The following is a 17,862-nucleotide window of genomic DNA, read 5'->3' as shown; positions in this document are numbered from 1 at the left end:
CCGGCCAGCGAATCGCAACGGCGGTGAGCTGCTGACGCAGCCAGCCAGGTATAGCAATTGGTATACTGCTTCGGTGCGCCAGCCTGGACCAAGCGACGTTCGCCCGGGTTGTGCAGGCAATCGACGCGCTCGCCGAAGCCGGACCGGGGCTGGGCCGGCCGTTGGCCGACACGATCACCGGATCGTCGATAGCGAACCTGAAGGAGTTGGGGCCGGGCACGGTCCGCATCCTCTTCGTCTTCGACCCCTGGCGGGCGAGCATTCTGCTCGTTGCCGGGGACAAGGCGGGCCAGTGGTCGAGTTGATATCGACAGGCCATCCCGCTCGCCGAACAACGCTACGAGATTTACTTGAAGGAACTCGCACAACAGGAGGGGGGACAGCGGTGAGTGGTCACGTGCGGTGGACGGACATCCGGGCGGAGTACGTGCAGCGCGCCGGCGGCGAGGCGGCTGTCCAAGCGGGCAAGGAGGAGTTGCTCGCGCAGGTCGTCGGGCACCGTCTCGCGGAGGTGCGACGCGCCCGTGGCTTCACTCAACAACAGATCGCCGAGCGGATGGGCGTGACCAAGGGCCGGGTGTCCCAGATCGAGCAGGGCCGGATTTCCGGTCAGGACGTCGTTGCCCGGTACGCTGCCGCGCTCGGCGGCCGGCTGCACCAGGCCATCTACTTCGATGACGGCGACATCGCCACCATCGCCTGAGCCACCGGCGGAGACCGGACCCCGCCGGCCGGACGCGCGGCGAGCGCCGGCCCGTGGTGGGTGGGCCGGCGCTCGCAAGGGCTGTTACCGCGTCAGCCAGCCGCTGCGGTGGGCTCGGGATCCAGGCCGGGCACGTCGGCGGCGAGCCAGATCGGCTGCCAGTCGGGCACCTCGTGGAAGCGGCGCAGCTCCGACAGGCCGGCCACCGACCCGGTCCAGGCCGCGTACGGGGGGTTGCCCTCGTCGAAGCCGCTCTGCACGAAGGTCAGCGTGGTCCGGCCACCGGACTCGGCCAGCTCCCAGGTCGTGACGCCGGTGGGTCCCCAGTCGATGGACATCTTGCGGCCCGGCTCCAGGTCGACCACCTTGGCCGCGTACCCGGCGTCGAAGCCGCCCATGGCGTACCGGCCGCCGACCCAGGGCTCGATGCCGATCGGGTAGCCGAACCAGGCGCTGGCCTGCTCGGAGTCGGTCAGCGACTGCCACACCATGTCGGCGGGGGCGGCGATGACCAGCTCGCCGCGCAGGTCGGCGGAGGTGAAATCGGTCCGCGGCAGCAGCGGCCGGCCCTCGAGGTGGGAGGCCAGGTTGGCGATGGCCAGCGACCAGTAGGTCTGGAGCACACCGCGGATGCTGGAGCCGCTCATCGCCTCGGCGAAGTCGAAGTGGCTCTGCGTCAGCGTCAGCACGGTGCTGTCGGGGCCTTCGGCGGCCAGCTGGAACTCGGTGGTGGTCTCCACGCCGTCCAGCAGCCAGGTGAAGCGCAACGTGTCGTCGTCGGCGTGCAGCAGCCGCTGGTGCGGGGCGTCGCCGTCGGGGGTGTACCGGCCCCAGAACTCGTACCGCTGGGGCAGCTCGACCTCGGCGTGCTCGGACAGCCAGAGTCGCAGCTCGGCCGGATCGGTCAGGGCCTGGCGGACGCGCCCGACGGGCGCGGAGAGGCGGGCCTGCACCTTCAACGGTTCACTCATGGTCGTTCCCTTTCGGATAGCAGGCCACGGCGAGTTTGAAGGCATCTCCTTCGCTGCCGCCGTAGCGGGTGAACAGGTCTTGAAGTGCGGTTTGCAGGTCATGCAGGAACTGTTGGCGTTGCTCCGCCGGCACCCGGATCTCGCCGGAGACCCCGATCGAGGGCAGCTCGGGCGCCGCCCGGTCCAGGGCGGCGATGTCGGCCTGGACCTCTTCCATCAGGTCCAGCAGGTAGCCCAGGCTCAGCTCGTCGCGGGCCCGCCGCAGCCCGATCCGGCCAACCAGGCGGGGCGAGAGCCAGTAGGAGCGGGCGGCGGCCTGGTAGATGCCCTCGGTGATGCCGCGGACCTTGCGCTCGTTGACCAGCTCGACCAGGCCGGCCGCGACGAGCTGCTTGACGTGGTAGTAGACGCGCTGTGGCGTCTGGTCGAGTCGGGCCGCGACCTCGGTGCAGGTGCGCGGCTCGGCCAGTTGCCGCAGCACCTCGACGCGCTGCGGCTTGAGCAGGACCTCGGCCTGCTCGATCTGTTCCAGGTACAGGACGTCTCTCATGGCAAAATCAGTTTGTACGTACAAAATTTGTTTGTCAATGGGTTCGCCAAAAGCCGCGCCGATCGTCGGCGCGGCTTCAGGCGGCGACGGTCAGGGCAGCCAGTCGGGGCGCAGCGGGTAGCTGTTCCTGCCCTCCGGCTCGTTGCGGGTGGCCAGCACCTGGTGCAACTGGATGCCGTTGCGCTCGAACGCCATCCGCGACCCGGCCATGTACAGCCCCCACACCCGGGCGGTGCCCGCGCCCACCTCCGAGACGCAGAAGTCCCAGTGCTCGACCAGGTTGCGGCACCAGGCGGCCAGCGTCAGCGCGTAGTGCTGCCGCAGGTTCTCCTCGTGGTGCACCTCCAGCCCGGAGTCGTGCACCTCGCTGATCAGCCGACCCGGGCCGGCCAGCTCCCCGTCGGGAAAGACGTACCGGTCGATGAACGCGCCGGAGCGGTGCGGCGCGCGATTGTCCGCCCGCGTGATGCAGTGATTGAGCAACCGCCCGGCCGGCCGGAGCCGGTCCCGCAGCGCCGCGAAGTAGGCCGGGTAGTTGCGCACCCCGATGTGCTCGGTCAACCCGATGGAGGAGATGGCGTCGAACTGCTCCGCCGGCGCGTCCCGGTAGTCCAGGTGCCGCACCTCGGCCAGCTCGGTCAGCCCCTCCCGTTCGATCGCCGCCTGCGCCCACTGCGCCTGCGCCTTCGACAGGGTCACCCCGAGCGCCTTGACGCCGTACTCGCGCGCGGCGTGCCGGACCATGCCGCCCCAGCCGCAGCCCACGTCGAGCAGCCGCATCCCCGGCTTGAGCGCCAGCTTGCCGGCGACCAGGTCGTACTTCGACGCCTGAGCCTGCTCCAGCGTGTCCTCTGGAGACCGGAACACCGCGCAGGTGTACGTCATCGACGGGCCGAGCACCTTCTCGTAGAAGGCGTTGGAGACGTCGTAGTGGTGCGAGATGGCCGTGCTGTCCCGGACCCGCGAGTGCCGCAGCCCGTTCATCACCCGCTTCCAGCGCGGCTGCGCCTCCTGCGGCGGGGCCGGCGGCGGCAGCAGCCGCTCCCAGCCCAGCCCGCGGACCAGCGTCAGCCCCTCGGCCAGCGACGGTGGGCGCAGCCGCAGCTCGTCCTTGAGCACCTGCAGCGCCTCGTACGGGTCACCCGGGTGCACCCCCTGCAACGCCAGGTCACCACTGACGTAGGCCCGGGCCATGCCCAGGTCGCCGGGGGCGGTGAGCAGGTACGACAGCCCCCGCTCGGTGCGGATCGACAGGGTAATGCCGGCGTCGGACGGGCCGAGGGCGCTGCCGTCGTACCCGGTGATCCGCACCGGCAGCGGCCCAGCGGTGACCGCGCGGACGACGTCCGCCACGGTTGGACCCGTTCGCCGGCCCCCCGCCGGCGGGGTGGCGGGGACGCTCGCCGCCCCCTGATCTCGGTCGGTCAGGCTCATGCTCGTGCTACCGCCTTTTCGTACAGTCCCGTCAGCCGGTGGTCCGGGTCGTAGCGGTCCTTCACCGCGCGCCACGTGTCGCCGCCGTAGAGGCGATCGAAGGCGTCCCGGTCGTAATACGCGTCGGAGTAGAGCGACTTGTGCCCGCCCGACTCCGACACCCTGCGTTCGATCGTGCGGTTGATGTCGCCGTCGGCGGCGCCCGGCGCGATCGGCACGCTCCCCCAGAACCCAATGTTGACGTAGTCCTGCCCCGGCCGGAGCGGATACAGCGGCCAGGACCGCGCAGAGCCGGGACCCGCCGGCTCACGCAACCGCAACGGACAGAGCCACACCGGGTTCATCCCCACCGCGCCGGCGAACCAGCGCAGGAAGTCGGCGGTACGTTCGAGCGGGATCTCCACGTCCTGCACCACCCGCTCCCGGGCCGGCTGGCCGCGCAGCCGGTCGATCCGGGCCGCCACCTGGTGCCGGTGCTCGAGCCGGACCAGTCGGTGGTAGACGTCGCTGCGCCGGTAGCGCGCCGGCCAGAGCCGCCGCACCACCGGGTGCTGGGCGCCGAACGCCGCCGAGCACCAGAACCAGTCGGTGTCCCAGCGCCACAGATAGTCGTACGCGGTGAGCACGTCACGGGTGCGCTGGCGCAGCGACCGGTAGTAGATCGCCTGGCCGGTGTAGTCGCTGGGCGGGTCGGCCGCGTTGGTGAACGTGGCCAGCACCAGGTACGCCTCGCCGGGGCTGAACATCACCCCGTCCATCGCGTCGACCGGTTCGCCGGCCCAGGACCGGGTCGCGGTCACCTCGGCGATCGCGTCGGTGAGCGCCTCCAACCGGGTGAACCGGATGTTGCGCAACGCCACGTACCGGCCGACCGGTTGCAGCTCGATGCGCAGCCGGGTGGCGTAGCCGAGGCTGCCCAGGGAGTTGGGGAACGCGGTGAACAGGTCCGCGTGCTCGCCCTCCGGCCGGGCGGTGATGATCTCGCCGGAGCCGGTGAGTACGTCCAGCTCCCGTACCGACTCGTGCGGCAGGCCGTTGCGGAAGGAGGTCGACTCGATCCCGAGGCCGGTGACCGCCCCACCCAGGGTGATGGTGCGTAGCTGCGGCACCACCAGCGGCATCAGCCCGTGCGGCAGCGTCGCGTCGACCAGGTCCTCGTACGTGCACATGCCCTGCACGTCGGCGGTGCGACCGGTCGGGTCGACCGACAGCACCCGGCCGAGGCCGCTCACGTCGAGCCCCGGGGTCCGGGGAGCGGACCGGGGGCGGAACAGGTTAGAGGTGCGTTTGGCGAGCCGGACAGGCTCGCCCGTGGGCACCGCGGCGTACGACCGCCGCAGCGTGTCCACCGCTTGATCATGGTCAACCGAGTGATCCACACGCTCCGCGCGCATGTGATCACCTTACGCCCGTACCCCGGAAACCGTGGGATGTCGACGGTGGCCATTTCCCGTCCGTTGGCAGGCCCGGCGGTTACCGTGGCGTGCATGCCGTCGCCCGCGATCGCCGCCCTGGACTCCGCCGGACTGCCCTACCGGCTGATCCCGCACGGCGCGGTCGGCAGCCTGGCGGAGGCCGCCGCCGTCCGGGGCGTGGCCGTGCCCGACGTGGTCAAGACGATCGTGGTCCGCCGGGGCGCGGACGACCACCTGTTCGTCCTCACCCCCGGCGACCGGGTCGTCTCCTGGCCCAAGCTGCGCGCCCTGCTCGGGGTGCACCGGATGTCCATGCCGGACGCGGCGGGCGCCCTCGCCGCCACCGGCTACGAGCGCGGCACCATCACCCCGTTCGGCGCGAGCACCGCCTGGCCGGTGATCGCGGACGAGCGGCTGCGCGGCCGGGAGATCACCCTCGGCGCCGGCGAGCGCGGCCTCGCCGTCGCGGTCGACGCCGACGCCGCGATCACCGCGCTCGCGGCCACCGTGGCCGACGTCACCGATCCACAGCCGACCCGCTGAGCCGTCGCGACCGCTGTCGCCGTCGGTGCCACGGCCTAGTGTTGGTCGTATGCCGAAAGCCGTGTGGAACGACCTGGTCGTCGCCGAGAGCGACGACACCGTGCTGGTGGAGGGAAACCACTACTTCCCCCGCTCCGCCCTGCGCGACGACCTGATCCGCGAGTCCGCGACGCACACCGTCTGCCCGTGGAAGGGCACCGCCTCCTACTACACCCTCGAGCACGAGGGCAGCACCAGCGCGGACGCGGTCTGGTACTACCCGGAGCCGAAGCCCGACGCCGAGATGGTGCGTGACCGGGTGGCGTTCTGGAAGGACGTCCGGGTCGTCGACTGACGGCGGACTGGCACCGGCCCGCCGACGTGGGTGAGGATGGCGCGTATGTCCGCGCCCGAGGAACGCCCCGACCCCGCCGGCACCGTCTACGGCGGTCGGCGCACAGCCCGCCCCGGCCCCCTGGCCGACCCGCTGCTGCGGGTGGCCCTGGCGGTCGGGCTGGTCGGCGTGATCCTGGGGGTGGTCTTCGCCACCGGGGCGTTCGGCGGTGGCGACGAGCCGGTCGTCCCGGCGACGGTCGGCGCGCCGTCCAGCGCCGCGGAGCCCACCACCCCGGCCGCCGAACCGAGCACGACCGCCCCGTCGCCGACCCCGGCGGCCACCACGCCGGCCGCCCCGGCCACCGGCCCCAGGGTGCTGCGGGCCGCCTCCGGGCTCTGCCTCGGGCTCGACGGCGCCGACGAGGAGGCGCAGGCACAGCTCGCGGCCTGCACCGGCGGCCCGGAGCAGCAGTGGGTGCTCAACCCGGCCGGCGCCGACGTGGTGACGCTGACCAACGCCGCCCACGGGCAGTGCCTCGACGTCGAGGGCGGCAGCGGGGACGACGGCGCCCGGATGCTGCAGTTCCCCTGCCACGGCGGGGCCAACCAGCAGTGGCGGCTGACCGCCACCGGCACCGGCCCGGTGCTGCTGGTCGCGGTGCACAGCGGCAAGTGCGGGCAGGCCGACGACGACGGCGACGAGGCCGGCGACGACGTCCGGCAGCGGGCCTGCGACGGCCGGCCCGCCCAGCAGTGGACCCTCGGCTGACCGCCCGGCTGGCCGGCGGCGCTCGCGCCGCGTCGCCTCAACCCCGGAAGCTCCAGGCCCGGGGCGCGGTCGCGGCGACCAGGACGGCCTCCGGCACCGGCCGGCCCGGCCGCCGGCGCAGCAGCAACGACAGCCCGGCCGCGCCGATCGACAGCCCGCCGGCCACGTACCAGGCCATCGCGTAGTCGCCGAGCTGGTCCCGGACCAGGCCCGCGCCGGTCGCGGCGACCGCCGCGCCGAGCTGGTGGGCGGCGAACACCCAGCCGAACACGACCGCCCCGGCGGTGCCGAAGTACTCCCGGCACAGCGCCACGGTCGGCGGCACGGTGGCCACCCAGTCCAGGCCGTAGAAGATGATGAACACCAGCATGCTGGGCTTGGCGGTGCCGGCGAACAGGCTCGGCAGCAGCAGCAGGGACGCCCCGCGCAGCGCGTAGTAGGCGCCGAGCAGCAGCCGGCTGTCGACCCGGTCGGTCAGCCAGCCGGAGGCGATCGTGCCGACGATGTCGAAGAGCCCGACCAGGGCGAGCAGCCCGGCGGCGGTGGTCTCGGCCATGCCGTGGTCGTGCGCGGCCGGCACGAAGTGCGTACCGACGAGGCCGTTCGTGGTCGCGCCGCAGATCGCGAACCCGCCGGCCAGCAGCCAGAACGGCCGGGTCCGGGCCGCGGTGGCGAGCGCACCCAGCGCCCGGGTCGCCGCGCCGCCGGTCGCCGGCGGCGCCGCGACGACCTCGCTCGCGCCGTAGGCGGGCAGGTCGAGATCCGCCGGGTGCTCGCGCAGCAGCCACACCACCAGGGGTACGACCGCCAGCGCGGCTCCGGCCACGACGAGTGCCGCCGTACGCCAGCCGTGGTCGCGCACCAGCACCGCGATCAGCGGCAGGAAGACCAGTTGCCCGGCCGCCCCACCCGCGGTCAACACCCCGGTGACCAGGCCCCGCCGTCGGACGAACCAGCGCCCGGTGATGGTGGCCACGAAGGCCAGCGCCATCGAGCCGGTGCCCAGCCCGACCAGCACGCCCCAGCAGAGCAGCAGCTGCCAGGAGGCGGTCATGAAGACCGTCAGCCCGCTGCCCGCGGCGACCAGCAGCAGCGCCACCGAGACCACCCGGCGGATACCGAACCGGTCCATCAGCGCGGCGGCGAACGGCGCGGTGAGCCCGTAGAGCAGCAGGTTGACCGAAACGGCCGCGGAGATGGTGGCCAGCGGCCAGCCGAACTCCTCGTGCAGCGGGTGCAGCAGCACCGAGGGGGTGGCGCGGAAGCCGGCCGCGCCGACCAGCGCCACGAAGGCGATGGCGGCGACCAGCCAGGCGGGGTGCAGGCGGCGGTTCTTAGTCACGCGGATCAGTCTGGGCGGCGCCGCCGGCAGCCACGAGTGGCCGGAAAGCCATCGTGCGCAATAATCGGGCCATGACCGTACGCCCGCACCGGATCGCCGTACTCGCCCTCGACCAGGTGGTCGGCTTGGACCTCGGCACCCCGTCGCAGGTGTTCAGCACCGCCCGGGGCGCCGACGGGAGCTCCTTCTACGACGTGCGGGTGTGCACCCCGGGCGGCCAGCCGGTCCGCAGCACCGCCGGCTTCCAGGTGCTCCCGGACCACGGGCTGGAGCTGCTCGACACCGCCGACACCGTGATCGTCGCGGGCATCCACGACGGCAGCGCGCTGACCTCGGGCACCGTCGAGCCGGAGGTGGCCGAGGCGCTGCGGTCGGCGTACGAGCGGGGCGCCCGGGTGATGTCGATCTGCACCGGGGCGTTCGTGCTGGCCGCCGCCGGGCTGCTCGACGGGCGCCGGGCCACCACCCACTGGGCGTACGCGGAGCAGTTCCGCCGGCTGCACGACCGGGTGGACCTCGACCCGGGCGTGCTGTTCATCTCCGACGAGCGGGTGCTCACCTCGGCCGGAGTGGCCGCCGGCATCGACCTCTGCCTGCACGTCATCCGCCTCGACCACGGCAGCGAGGTCGCCAACCGGGCGGCCCGCCGCTGCGTGATGCCGCCCTGGCGCGACGGCGGCCAGGCGCAGTACATCGAGCGGCCGGTGCCCAAGGCCACCGACACCAGCACCGCCGGCGCCCGCGAGTGGGCCCGGCAACGGCTGCACGAGCCAATCGCGCTGCGCGACCTGGCCGAACAGGCCCGGATGAGCGTGCGCACCTTCACCCGGCGCTTCCGCTCGGAGACCGGGCTGAGCCCGGCACAGTGGCTGCTCCAACAGCGCACCGACCACGCTCGACTGCTGCTGGAGACGACCAACCTCACCGTCGACCAGATCGCCCACCGCTGCGGCTTCGGCACCACCGCCGCCCTGCGCCAGCAACTCCACCAACGCATCGGCGTCGCCCCCTCCGCCTACCGCCGCACCTTCCGCCCCCGCCCCGAGCTCCTAAAGACCTGACCCCGCGCGAGCCCGCCCCACCCGCCCGCGATCTTGCACTTTCGGTCGCGCATTCGCCCGCTGTGCCCTCTTTGTCGAGGCAGGAAGTGCAAGATCGGCGAGGGTCAGGTGCGGAGCATGTGGAGTTGCGCCTGGTGTTTGGGGAGGTGGACCCGGGTGTGCAGGTCCAGGGTGCGCGACCAGGGCAGCCGCTCGTCGACGATGAGGTCGAAGCCCTCCCGCAGGTGGGTCTCGACCGGGGTCTCCGCAGCCAGGCCGAGCTGGTCGACCAGGTCGCACAAGCGGTCACTGGTGCCGTGCAGCAACGCGGCCAGGCCACGCAGGCCACCCTGCTCGGCGACCAGCGCGTCGAGCTGCGGGCGGTGCATGTCATTCAGGTCGAAGTAGGCGAACCCCGACCCGGCCAGCAACGCCTCGGTGGCCTGGATCATCAGCTCGTCGTTGGCCACCAGGTGCGCGAGGATCTGCTCGGCGCTGAGCTGCCCCTCCGGCGGCGGGCCGAACGCCGCCCCGTCGATCTCGGCAAAAACCCCGCCATACGCCCGCCGCAGCGCCCCGCTGTCCACGTCCCCCAGTCAACCCCGCCCCACCGCGTCGATCATGCAGTTGTGATGCCCGGTTCACCCGGACGTGACGGATGTGTCGCCCACCACAACTCCATGATCGACAAGGGGTGGGTCAGCGGCGGGACTGGCGGGAGCGCAGGTAGTCGCTGACCACGTACTCGCCCAGATCGTCGGTGTCCGGGGTGAACATCCGACCCCGGCTGCGCCGGGCCACCGCGTCGACGAAACGGCGCAGACCCGGGTCGTCGCCGAGCATGAACAGGTTGAGGGTGGCGCCGTAGCGGCTGAGCCGATCCACCTCGCGGACGGTCGCCTCGATCGTCTCCGGCAGCGGCGGCCAGTGGAACAGCGCCTCCCCGTCGTCCGGATCCAGGTGGGCGGTCGGCTCGCCATCGGTGACCACCAGCACCACCGGCTCGGCGTCCGGGTGCCGACGCAGGTGCCGACCGGCCAGCCGCAGCGCGTGCTGCAGGTTGGTGCCCTGCTCCATGTCCGGCTCCACGGCGGCCAACTCCTGCTGGCTGAGCGTCATCGCCTCCCGGCCGAAACCGACGATCTGCAGGGCGTCCTGCGGGAAACGCGTCTCCATCAGATGCGCCAGCGCCAACGCGGTCTGCTTCATCGGCCCCCAGCGCCCCTGGGAGATCATCGAGTACGAGAGGTCGACGCAGAGCACCACCGCAGCGGAAGCCCGCTTCTCGGTCTCCACCACCTCAAAGTCGTCCACCGCGAGCTGCACCGGCACGCTCGGCCCGGCCCGGCTCACCGCCCGGGTCAGCGTGCGGACCACGTCCAACGGCTGCTCGTCGCCGTACTGCCAGGGTCGGGACCCGCCGCTGACCTCGCCGGCGGCACCCGCCGACCGCAGATCATGCTGGCCACGCGGCCCGGCGGTCAGGTCGGCGAAGACCCGCCGCAGCGCGGTCCCGCCGAGCCGACGCAGCGCCTTCGGGCTCAGCGTGAGCCCGTCCGCGTCCCGGCTCACCCAGCCCTGCCGGCGGAGTTCCCGCTCCAGCTCACGCAGCCGGCGGACATCGTCGGCGGCGCTGCGGCCCAGCGTCCGGGCCACCGCGTCGACGTCCACGTCGTCCAGAGTGGCGCCGGGGTGTTCCTGATCGAGCTGGTCCAGCAGGTCGTCCAGCTCGCCGATCTCGCCCAACGCGCCGGCCGCGTCGGCGTAGCCCAGCGGCTGCTCGCCCCGGACCCGCTCGCCGCGCCCCCACCGCAGATCCGGCCGCAGCGACCGCAGGTTCTCGTCGAGCGCGGACAGCTCCCCGGCGAGCTGGTCGCCGAGCGACTGCCGCATCAGCCCGGCCAGCTCGGCGCGCTGCCGATCCGAGAGCGAGTTCATCAGCCGCTCGCCCGCCGCCGAGCGCCGGGCCAGCACGTCGATCAACTCGTCGACCGTCTCCGGCCGCTCCGGGAAGAAGTCGCCGTGCCGGCGCATGAACTCGGCGAACGCGTCGGTGGTGTCCTCCGCGCGGCCGTGCCGGGCCAGCAGGTCGTTCAGGTCGCTCATCATCTCGGCGAGCCGCCGCTGAACGGCCGGGTCGGCGGAGGCGCGCACCGCGTCGCGCAGGCCGGCGAAGCGCTGGCCGAGTACGTCGCCACGAAGCTGGTCGAGGATCTGCTGGTACGACCTCTGGGCGTCCGCGCTGGCCCACTGGTAGCCGGCCAGCTGCTCCACCGCCCGTGCGGTGGAGCGGGGCAGGTTGTCCAGCACCGACTCGGCGAACCGCGCGCCATCGTCGTCGCGGCCCCGCAGCTCGTCCCGCTCGGCGGCGAGAGCCTGATCGAGCAGGGCCCGCGCCCGGGTCACCGCGCCGTCCAGGTCACCCCGGCGCAGCGCCTCGCGGCGCAGCCGGCGGGCCCGGGCGGCCAGGTCGTCCAGCCCGCCACGCCCCTGCGGACCACGGCGCAGCAGGTCGCGCAGTGCCTCCCGCAGGCTGCCGCCGGCCAGCACCTCGGCGCCGACCGCGTCCACCGCCTCGCGCACGTCGTACGGGGGCGCGAGCGGGTCAGGGCCGCCGCGCCACTGCCCGTACCGGAACCGGTTGCCGGCCACGGTCAGCTCCGGCCGCCGTAGACGGTGCGCCCGGAGTCCGTGACGTCCTTGCCGAGCCGGCGGGTCAGGTGCAGCCCCTCCAGCACGAACTCGACACCCGCGGCGGCCTCCTCCGGGGTGGGCGCGTCGCCCAGGCCGAGCCGGTCCAGCACCTTGGCCAGCCCGGGCACGGTGCCCACCTGACGCAGCAGCTCGGCGGCGCCGACCAGCTCGCCGGTCTCGATCGCCGCGCCGTCCTCGACCAGGCCGGTGAAGCCGGACAGGTCCAGCCCGGCCAGGTGGGCACGGAACGTCTCGGCGGTCGCGGTCCTCAGCAGGTGGGCAAGGATCTCGATCTCCCGCCCCTCCTCGCCGCTCTCGAACTCCACCTTGCCGCGCAGGGTGCTGGTCACCGACACCGCGTCGCCGACCCGGGCCACCGCGGCCTCCGGGCGTCCTTCCGGGGCGCCGGCGGCGGCGAGCAGGCCGGCGCGGCGCAGCGCGGCACCGGCCACGGTCTCGGCGGCGGCGATGGCGAACCGGGCGGAGACGCCCGAGCGCGGATCCACCGACGGTGACTCGCGCACCGCCCGGGCGAACCGGGCCAGGACCTCCAGGACGTGCTCCGGCACCTCGGCGACCAGGTCGGCCTCCTGCCGGATCAGCTCCAGCTCCAACTCCAGGTCCACCGGGTAGTGGGTGCGGATCTCCGCGCCGAACCGGTCCTTGAGCGGGGTGATGATCCGGCCCCGGTTGGTGTAGTCCTCCGGGTTGGCGCTGGCGACCAGGAGCAGGTCCAGCGGCAGCCGCAGCTGGTAGCCGCGGACCTGGATGTCCCGCTCCTCCAGCACGTTGAGCAGCGCGACCTGGATCCGCTCGGCCAGGTCGGGCAGCTCGTTGACGGCGAAGATGCCCCGGTTGGTACGGGGCACCAGCCCGAAATGGATGGTCTCCGGGTCGCCGAGGGTGCGGCCCTGGGCGATCCGGATCGGGTCGACGTCACCGATCAGGTCACCGACGCTGGTGTCCGGCGTGGCCAACTTCTCGCCGTAGCGCATCGAGCGATGCAGCCAGCCGACCGGCTGATCGTCGCCGGCCTCGGCCACCTGGGCGCGGGACGCCGGGGTGAGCGGGTGCATCGGGTGCTCGTTGAGCACCGAGCCGGGGATGACCGGGGTCCACTCGTCGAGCAGCGCGCCGAGGGAGCGGATCAGCCGGGTCTTGCCCTGGCCCCGCTCGCCGAGCAGCACCATGTCGTGCCCGGCGAGCAGCGCCCGCTCGACCTCGGGCAGCACGCTGTCGTCGTAGCCGACGATGCCGGGGAAGCGGGCCTCGCCGTTGCGCATCCGGGCCAGGAGATTCTCGCGCAGTTCCTGCTTGACGGTGCGGTACTGGTGACCGGCCGCCCGTAGCGCGCCGAGCGTGCCGGGCAGGTCGGCCGGTGGAACCGGGATTACCGGGGAGGGCGCAGTCACCCGACCCACGCTAGCTCACATTCGCGGGGGCGCCCCGGCTTCGAGGGGCGCCCCGCTCCCACCCTCAGCCCCGATCGCAGCGCCGGCAGGCTCCGCGGCGGCGCAGGTGGTACGCGTACGTGGCGGCGCCGAGCGCCACTCCCCAGAACGGCCAGAGCAGCATCGGCGCCCCGGCCAGGCTGAAACCGTGGGAGAGCTGCCAGAACTCGGGGTTGCTGACCAGCCCCAGAGTGGCCGCGGTCACCGCGACGGCGACCAGGGTGGCCGGCACCACGGCCAGCTTCACCGGCACCCGGCGGCCGGCCAGCCCCAGCATCCAGCGCGGGAACCGCTCGCCCCACCGCTGCACCAGCCCGAGGGTGAGGATCGCGCCGACGGTGGCGAACGCACCCAGCCCCAACCCGGCCCACACCAGCCCGGTCTCCCGCATCTCGGTCAGGAACTCCGCGGAGATGCCCAGCGGGATGCCGGCCGCCCAGGCGAACCGGGTCACCGCGTACGCCAGCGGAATGGCCGCGGCGATGCCGGCGGCCCAGCGACCCCAGCGCACGGCGGCGGCCGGGGTGGTCCAGCCCTGGCCGGTGTCGTGGCGGCCGCAGCCGACGCAGGCCCCGGCGGTGCGGCGCTGCCAGGCGAGCACCGCCCCGGCCAACAGCAGCCCACCGACGAGCGCGGCGAACCGGGCGAACAGCGCCCAGGTGAAGACCTCGGAGTAGTCGACGGGCGGCCAGCCGAACGGCGCCCCGATGATCAGCATCGGCAGGTAGCCGAGGATGACCAGCACCCGGGCGTCCGGAACGACCACGGCGAGCACGAACGCCACCGTCCAGCCGTATCCGGCGAGCAGCGCCTGCGGCGCGCCGAGCGGGCGTACGGCCGGACGGCTCATCGCCAGCGCCGCCACCGCGGCGGTCAGCAGCACCCCGGCGAACAGCGGGGTGGCAAGCTGCACCGGCACCAGGCGCAGCAGGTTGACGTCGCCGCCGTGCGGGTCGTTCGCGCCGAACGGGTAGCCGGCGCCGGTGATCGTGCCGAGCAGGGCGAACACGCCCCACAGGCCGAGCCAGCCGGCGGCCAGCGGAGCCAACCGGTCGGGCCACCGGAAGTCGGGACGGGGTCGAAAGGCAGTGATCGTCGTCATGCTCCCAGCCTCGGCCGGTAACCGGCCCGGCCCCTCCCGGGCGGCGGTGAACCCGCTCCCCCGTAGGAGGGAGGGACCGGTCAACCGGACGGGGTGACGAAGCCGGACTCGTAGGCGGCGATCACCGCCTGGGTTCGATCGCGTACGCCCAGCTTGGCCAGCACGTTGCCGACGTGCGTCTTGACCGTCTCCACCCCGACCACCAGGTGCGCGGCGATTTCCGGGTTGGACCGGCCGGTGGTCATCAGCCGCAGCACCTCGGCCTCCCGCTCGGTGAGCCGCGCGGCGGTCAGCCGGTCACCGCCGGTCGGCCCGTACGCGCCGGCCAGCCGGCGGATCGCGGCCGGGAACAGCAGCGACTCCCCCGCCGCGACCACCCGGACCGCCTCGACCACCTCGGCCGGCCGGGCCCGTTTGAGCAGGAACCCGGCCGCGCCGGCGCGCAGCGCCTCGTAGACGTACTCGTCGTTGGCGAAGGTGGTGACCACCAGCACCCGGGGCGGGTCGGCGGAGGTGGCCAGCAGGTGTCGGGTGGCCTGGATGCCGTCGATGCCGGGCATCCGCACGTCCATCAGCACCACGTCCGGCCGGTGCCGGGCGACCAGCGGCGGCACCTCGGCGCCGTCGGCGGCCTCGGCGAGCACCCGCAGGTCGGGTTGGGCGTCGATGATGGCCCGCAGCCCGACCCGGATCAGCTCGTCGTCGTCGACGATCAGCACACCGGTGGTCATCGCGTCCCCTCGTACGGCAGGCGGGCCCGGATCAGCCACCGGCCGCCGTGCGGGCCCACGCTGAGCCGGCCGCCGAGCAGCAGCACGCGTTCGCGCATCCCGTCCAGGCCGCGTCCGCCCCGGCCAGGGTCGGCGCGGCCAGCGCGGCCCACCGCGTTGACCAGCTCCAGGTCCAGCGCGTCCGGGTGCAGGTCCAGCCGCAGCGTCACCGGCCCGTGGCCGTACCGTGCCGCGTTGGTCAACCCTTCCTGGACGATCCGGTAGCCCTCCCGGGAGACCGCCGGCGGCACCCGCGCCGGGTCGCCGAAGCGGTGCGCGTGCACCGCCAGCCCGGTCGCGCGGGCGTCGCTGACCAGCCGGTCCAGGTCGGCGAGGGTACGCTGCGGCGCCACCGAGGGCCGGTCACCGCCGGTCTCCCGGAGCAGCCCGAGGACGTGGTCCAGCTCGTCCATCGCGGTCCGCCCGGCCTCCTCGATGGCGGCGAGCGCCCGCCGGACGAATTCCGGGTCGGTGTCGAGCACCTCGCGGGCGGCCCCGGCCTGGAGGGTGGCCACCGTCAGCGCGTGCCCGACCGAGTCGTGCAGTTCCCGGGCCAACCGATTGCGTTCGGCGAGCCGGGTGGCCTGCGCCTCCAGTGCGGCGATCCGCTCCGCCGGGGTCGGGCCGAGCAGCACTGGTGCCATCGACCCGGCGAGCGCGCCGAGCCCGGCGACGGCGTAGCCGAGACCGACCAGCAGGACCACCCCGGTCAGCGTCAACCAGCCGGTGTCGCGCCCGTCCAGCGGCCCGAACCGTTCCCGGCTGACCAGGTCGGCGCCGATGCCGAACTGCTGGGCGATGAAGGCCAGCGCCATCGGCACGGCCGTGATCAACGCGACCATCACCAGCGCGCCGATGGTGAGGTGTGTGGCGATCCAGAGCGCGCTGCGCAGCCGGGTGTCCCGGTCGCCGCGGTGCCCCGGCGCGGGGTCGGGCAGGTCGACGCCGAGCAGCGCCCGTACAGCGGCGATCTCCAGCGCCCGGCTACCGTCGAGCAGCAGCGGCACCACGGCGATCACCAACGCGATCACCAACAGGGCGAACACCAGCGAACGGGGAATCTCCGCGCCGGTGAGCAGCTGGGCGAAGGTCACCGCGAGCAGCGCGTACGGGAGCGCCAGAACCCCGCCCAGCAGCAGGAACACGCCACGCCGCCAGGTGCTGCCGGCGACCAACGGGGCCAACGCCGCTCGGGGAGTCACCCCGTCATTCTGCTGCCATCGCCAACCTCTGCGACTCCCCCGTGCCGGGGAGATCCAGCCGCGTTCAGCGGTGGTCGGCCACGTACGACTGTGGGTCCTTGTCCCGGAAGGGCAGGTCACGCCCGTTCTTGTGCTCGCCGTAGAAGGTCAGCCAGCGGTGACCCAACTCGGCGCGCAGCTCCGCGCTGGCATGCCGGCGGAAGTCGGGCAGGGCCTCGTCCTCCTCCTCGGCCAGGTGCTCGCTGTTCTCCCGGCGAGCCGTGCCGACCGCCGCCCACCAGCGATCCGAGCCGACGGGATGCAGCTTGGAGTCGGCGATGGCATCCCGAATCTTGTTGTGGTCGCCGATCGCGTCGGCGGTCTCGTCCTCGCCGTCGTCGCCGTGCTTGACCAGGTGCGGGTAGAGGATCGCCTCCTCGGCCTCGGCGTGGATGTCCAGGTGCAGGGCGAGCGCGTCCCAGATCGCCAACAGCTCCTGCTCGTCGCGGGCATCGTCAAGACGGGCGAAGCCACGCCGGAAGGCGGCGTGGTCGTCCAGGATCATTGCGGTGATGTCGTCCACTGTGCTCACTTCTCCGTCGGGCCGGTGAACCGGGCGCGCAACATTCGGGGCATCGCGGCGAGGCCGGTGACCGGTCGGAACCGTTTGGCGGCCTCGGCCAGCGCCGCGTACTCGTCGTCGGTGAGGTCGATGTCGGCGGCGGCGGCATTGCGTTCCATCTGCCCCACGCCGGACGCGCCGGGGATGGCCAGCACGTTCGGGTGGCGCAGCACGTAGGCCAGCGCGATCTGGCTGGGGGTGGCGTCGTGCGCGTCAGCGACCTGGCGCAACGTGTCGATCAGAGCGGCGCCCCGCTCCAGGTTCTCCGGCAGGAAATACGGGTTGGCCCGCCGGACCGCACCGGTCGGCGGGTTCTTCGCGTCATAGCGGCCGGAGAGGAAACCCTGCGCGAGTGGGCTGTACGCGATGACCACCCGACCGGCCTGCCCCGCGTACGGCAGCAGCTCCTGCTCGGGCGCGCGGTCCAGCATGCTGTAGCGGACCTGGTTACTGAGCACCCGCCGGCCGAGCGCCGCCTCGGCGACCTGCCAGCGGCGCAGCCCGTAGTTGCTCACCCCGACCTCGCCGACCAGCCCGACGTCCTGCAACGCGCGCATGCCGCGCATGGTGCTGTGGTCGGCGACCAGCGGGTTGGGCTGGTGCACCTGGTAGAGGTCCAGGCAGGTGACGCCGAGCCGCGCCGCCGAGGCGACCGCCCGCTGCTGCACCACCGCGGACACCGGCAGGACCGGGAAGATCTTGGACGCGATCACCACCTTGGGCCGGTCGTCGCCGAGCGCCGCACCGAGGATCCGCTCGCTGCGCCCGAAGCCGTAGATCTCCGCGGTGTCGAAGACGGTCACACCCAACTCCACGGCCCGCCGGACGATCTGCGCCGCCTGGCGCTCGAAATCCGGGCCGTAGCCCCACTCCCGAGAGCCGAACTGCCACGTGCCCAACCCGATCTTGGACAGCGGCTTGGGGGTGTCGAGCGCGATGAGACGCATGGTCTCGAAGCTA

General features: G+C 73.1%; 18 protein-coding genes and 1 pseudogene. 6 read left to right on the top strand and 13 right to left on the bottom strand.

What is annotated here, in order from left to right:
* Positions 1-50: 50 nt before the first annotated feature.
* Positions 51-389: pseudogene (locus tag BUS84_RS28350) on the top strand (type II toxin-antitoxin system RelE/ParE family toxin).
* Positions 386-703: a helix-turn-helix domain-containing protein gene (locus BUS84_RS28345; protein WP_074317111.1), complete on the top strand. Its 318-nt coding sequence runs from the start codon at positions 386-388 to the stop codon at positions 701-703. Before BUS84_RS28350 ends, BUS84_RS28345 begins: the two are co-directional and overlap by 4 nt.
* Before the next feature lie 92 nt (positions 704-795).
* Here the strand turns inward: BUS84_RS28345 and BUS84_RS28340 are convergent, their stop codons facing one another.
* The 4 genes from BUS84_RS28340 to BUS84_RS28325 form a co-directional block, all read right to left on the bottom strand.
* Positions 796-1,674: an SRPBCC family protein gene (locus BUS84_RS28340; RefSeq protein WP_074317109.1), complete on the bottom strand. Its 879-nt coding sequence runs from the start codon at positions 1,672-1,674 to the stop codon at positions 796-798.
* Positions 1,667-2,224: a winged helix-turn-helix domain-containing protein gene (locus BUS84_RS28335; RefSeq protein ID WP_074317108.1), complete on the bottom strand. Its 558-nt coding sequence runs from the start codon at positions 2,222-2,224 to the stop codon at positions 1,667-1,669. Before BUS84_RS28335 ends, BUS84_RS28340 begins: the two co-directional genes overlap by 8 nt.
* 90 nt (positions 2,225-2,314) lie before the next feature.
* Positions 2,315-3,658 carry a class I SAM-dependent methyltransferase gene (locus BUS84_RS28330; protein WP_074317107.1) on the bottom strand — a complete coding sequence of 448 codons (1,344 nt, stop codon included), beginning with the start codon at positions 3,656-3,658 and terminating at the stop codon, positions 2,315-2,317.
* Positions 3,655-5,052 (bottom strand): FAD-binding oxidoreductase, encoded by a 1,398-nt coding sequence (locus BUS84_RS28325; protein ID WP_074317106.1) that lies wholly within the window; start codon positions 5,050-5,052, stop codon positions 3,655-3,657. Before BUS84_RS28325 ends, BUS84_RS28330 begins: the two co-directional genes overlap by 4 nt.
* A 93-nt stretch (positions 5,053-5,145) precedes the next feature.
* Between BUS84_RS28325 and BUS84_RS28320 the strand changes: the two genes are divergently transcribed.
* Genes BUS84_RS28320 through BUS84_RS28310 form a run of 3 tightly spaced genes read left to right on the top strand, consistent with a single transcriptional unit; the run spans position 5,146 to position 6,700 of the window.
* Positions 5,146-5,616 carry an aminoacyl-tRNA deacylase gene (locus BUS84_RS28320; protein ID WP_208869745.1) on the top strand — a complete coding sequence of 157 codons (471 nt, stop codon included), beginning with the start codon at positions 5,146-5,148 and terminating at the stop codon, positions 5,614-5,616.
* 49 nt (positions 5,617-5,665) lie between these two features.
* Positions 5,666-5,950 (top strand): DUF427 domain-containing protein, encoded by a 285-nt coding sequence (locus tag BUS84_RS28315; protein ID WP_074317101.1) that lies wholly within the window; start codon positions 5,666-5,668, stop codon positions 5,948-5,950.
* Positions 5,951-5,995: 45 nt separating this feature from the next.
* Complete coding sequence (locus BUS84_RS28310) at positions 5,996-6,700, top strand: RICIN domain-containing protein (RefSeq protein WP_074317099.1); 705 nt, start codon at positions 5,996-5,998, stop codon at positions 6,698-6,700.
* Positions 6,701-6,737: 37 nt separating this feature from the next.
* Here BUS84_RS28310 and BUS84_RS28305 read toward each other — a convergent pair whose 3' ends face one another.
* On the bottom strand, positions 6,738-8,042 hold the full coding sequence (locus BUS84_RS28305; protein WP_074317097.1) for an MFS transporter: 1,305 nt from the start codon (positions 8,040-8,042) through the stop codon (positions 6,738-6,740).
* A 71-nt stretch (positions 8,043-8,113) separates the two neighbouring features.
* Here BUS84_RS28305 and BUS84_RS28300 point away from each other — a divergent pair, with 71 nt between their 5' ends.
* A complete protein-coding gene (locus BUS84_RS28300) occupies positions 8,114-9,103 on the top strand; it encodes a GlxA family transcriptional regulator (protein WP_074317095.1) in 990 nt (329 codons plus the stop codon).
* A gap of 104 nt (positions 9,104-9,207) precedes the next feature.
* Here the strand turns inward: BUS84_RS28300 and BUS84_RS28295 are convergent, their stop codons facing one another.
* The 8 genes from BUS84_RS28295 to BUS84_RS28260 all read right to left on the bottom strand — a co-directional run bounded on the left by BUS84_RS28295 (position 9,208) and on the right by BUS84_RS28260 (position 17,849).
* Complete coding sequence (locus tag BUS84_RS28295) at positions 9,208-9,669, bottom strand: hypothetical protein (protein WP_074317093.1); 462 nt, start codon at positions 9,667-9,669, stop codon at positions 9,208-9,210.
* A gap of 112 nt (positions 9,670-9,781) precedes the next feature.
* A complete protein-coding gene (locus BUS84_RS28290; RefSeq protein WP_074317091.1) occupies positions 9,782-11,734 on the bottom strand; it encodes a vWA domain-containing protein in 1,953 nt (650 codons plus the stop codon).
* 2 nt (positions 11,735-11,736) lie between these two features.
* On the bottom strand, positions 11,737-13,197 hold the full coding sequence (locus BUS84_RS28285) for a magnesium chelatase ATPase subunit I (RefSeq protein WP_074317089.1): 1,461 nt from the start codon (positions 13,195-13,197) through the stop codon (positions 11,737-11,739).
* 55 nt (positions 13,198-13,252) lie between these two features.
* Positions 13,253-14,329 (bottom strand): hypothetical protein, encoded by a 1,077-nt coding sequence (locus tag BUS84_RS28280; protein WP_074317088.1) that lies wholly within the window; start codon positions 14,327-14,329, stop codon positions 13,253-13,255.
* A gap of 80 nt (positions 14,330-14,409) precedes the next feature.
* The gene (locus BUS84_RS28275; RefSeq protein ID WP_074317086.1) at positions 14,410-15,060 is read right to left on the bottom strand and encodes a response regulator transcription factor; all 651 of its coding nucleotides are present in this window, start codon (positions 15,058-15,060) and stop codon (positions 14,410-14,412) included.
* Positions 15,057-16,301: a histidine kinase gene (locus BUS84_RS28270; RefSeq protein WP_074317084.1), complete on the bottom strand. Its 1,245-nt coding sequence runs from the start codon at positions 16,299-16,301 to the stop codon at positions 15,057-15,059. Before BUS84_RS28270 ends, BUS84_RS28275 begins: the two co-directional genes overlap by 4 nt.
* 64 nt (positions 16,302-16,365) lie before the next feature.
* Positions 16,366-16,863: a hemerythrin domain-containing protein gene (locus BUS84_RS28265; RefSeq protein ID WP_074317081.1), complete on the bottom strand. Its 498-nt coding sequence runs from the start codon at positions 16,861-16,863 to the stop codon at positions 16,366-16,368.
* 5 nt (positions 16,864-16,868) lie between these two features.
* On the bottom strand, positions 16,869-17,849 hold the full coding sequence (locus tag BUS84_RS28260; RefSeq protein WP_074317079.1) for an aldo/keto reductase: 981 nt from the start codon (positions 17,847-17,849) through the stop codon (positions 16,869-16,871).
* Positions 17,850-17,862 lie beyond the last annotated feature (13 nt).

The organism is Micromonospora cremea (genome assembly GCF_900143515.1).
Classification (GTDB): Bacteria; Actinomycetota; Actinomycetes; order Mycobacteriales; family Micromonosporaceae; genus Micromonospora; species Micromonospora cremea.
The sequence above is the reverse complement of the archived record's forward strand: the minus strand, read 5'-3'. Positions and strand labels throughout refer to the sequence as shown.

What these genes read in the sequence shown, in the direction of transcription:
- BUS84_RS28340 (WP_074317109.1), bottom strand. Translation starts at nt 1,674, where the DNA reads ATGAGTGAACCGTTGAAGGTGCAGGCCCGCCTCTCCGCGCCCGTCGGG.
- BUS84_RS28335 (WP_074317108.1), bottom strand. Translation starts at nt 2,224, where the DNA reads ATGAGAGACGTCCTGTACCTGGAACAGATCGAGCAGGCCGAGGTCCTG.
- BUS84_RS28330 (WP_074317107.1), bottom strand. Translation starts at nt 3,658, where the DNA reads ATGAGCCTGACCGACCGAGATCAGGGGGCGGCGAGCGTCCCCGCCACC.
- BUS84_RS28325 (WP_074317106.1), bottom strand. Translation starts at nt 5,052, where the DNA reads ATGCGCGCGGAGCGTGTGGATCACTCGGTTGACCATGATCAAGCGGTG.
- BUS84_RS28320 (WP_208869745.1), top strand. Translation starts at nt 5,146, where the DNA reads ATGCCGTCGCCCGCGATCGCCGCCCTGGACTCCGCCGGACTGCCCTAC.
- BUS84_RS28315 (WP_074317101.1), top strand. Translation starts at nt 5,666, where the DNA reads ATGCCGAAAGCCGTGTGGAACGACCTGGTCGTCGCCGAGAGCGACGAC.
- BUS84_RS28310 (WP_074317099.1), top strand. Translation starts at nt 5,996, where the DNA reads ATGTCCGCGCCCGAGGAACGCCCCGACCCCGCCGGCACCGTCTACGGC.
- BUS84_RS28300 (WP_074317095.1), top strand. Translation starts at nt 8,114, where the DNA reads ATGACCGTACGCCCGCACCGGATCGCCGTACTCGCCCTCGACCAGGTG.
- BUS84_RS28280 (WP_074317088.1), bottom strand. Translation starts at nt 14,329, where the DNA reads ATGACGACGATCACTGCCTTTCGACCCCGTCCCGACTTCCGGTGGCCC.
- BUS84_RS28275 (WP_074317086.1), bottom strand. Translation starts at nt 15,060, where the DNA reads ATGACCACCGGTGTGCTGATCGTCGACGACGACGAGCTGATCCGGGTC.
- BUS84_RS28260 (WP_074317079.1), bottom strand. Translation starts at nt 17,849, where the DNA reads ATGCGTCTCATCGCGCTCGACACCCCCAAGCCGCTGTCCAAGATCGGG.